This window comes from Arthrobacter sp. JCM 19049 (assembly GCF_001310435.1).
In genome coordinates, this window is the sequence record NZ_BAXF01000714.1 from 1 (window position 1) to 897 (window position 897).

General features: G+C 69.0%; 1 protein-coding gene. It reads left to right on the plus strand.

Annotation, left to right across the window (positions count from 1 at the left end; all coding sequences use genetic code 11):
• A partial coding sequence (gene manA / locus JCM19049_RS15720; RefSeq protein WP_054822017.1) for a mannose-6-phosphate isomerase, class I occupies positions 1-897 on the plus strand: 897 nt, incomplete at both ends.

Sequence of the window (897 nt, forward strand, 5' to 3'; positions counted from 1 at the left end):
CGAGACCGGCCAGGGGCTTGACGAGCTGCTGGCCGACACCCCGCAGCTGCTGGGCCAGGCGGTCAGCGATCGCTATGGCCAGCTGCCGTTCCTGATGAAGGTGCTCGCCGCCGACCAGCCGCTGTCCATTCAGGTGCACCCGTCCCTGGAGCAGGCCGCGGCGGGATTCGAGCGTGAAGAGCAGGCCGGGATCGGGCGGGATGCCGCCCACCGCAACTACAAGGACGCAAACCACAAACCTGAGATGCTCTACGCGCTGGGCGACTTCGTGGCGCTCAGCGGCTTCCGGGCCCCGGCCCAGATCATTGCCGACCTGCAGCGCCTGCAGCCATGGCTCTCCGAGCCGGCCGCAGCCATCAGCCGGGAGCTGGTCGACGTGCTGGACCGGGAGGAAGACGCGCTGGGCCAGGCGCTGGCCCGGGTCCTCGGCGGGGATCAGCGTATCGGGAAACTGGTCGATGAGATGGTCACCGCCATCACCGCTCACCCGCAGCTGCGCCAAAACCGGCAGCTGGATGAACTGGCCTGGGCGGCCGGCTACTACCCGGCGGATCCCGGGGTGCTGGTCACCCTGCTGATGAACGTGGTCGACCTCAAGGCCGGTGAGGTCATCTGCATGCAGGCCGGCTACCTGCACGCCTATTTGCGCGGGGTGGGCATCGAGGTGATGGCCAACTCGGACAATGTGCTGCGCGGCGGGCTGACCAGCAAGCACATCGACGTGCCCGAGCTGCTGGCCATCACCCACACCCAGCCGGGTCAGGCCACCGCGCTGTCCGGCGCGACCCTCGGACCGGGCAACACCCTGTACACCCCGGACTTCGACGAATTCCAGCTGCAGGTGCTGCAGCTGTCTGCCGAGGGCCGGGCTCAGCAGCTGGCCTGCCACGGGGCCGG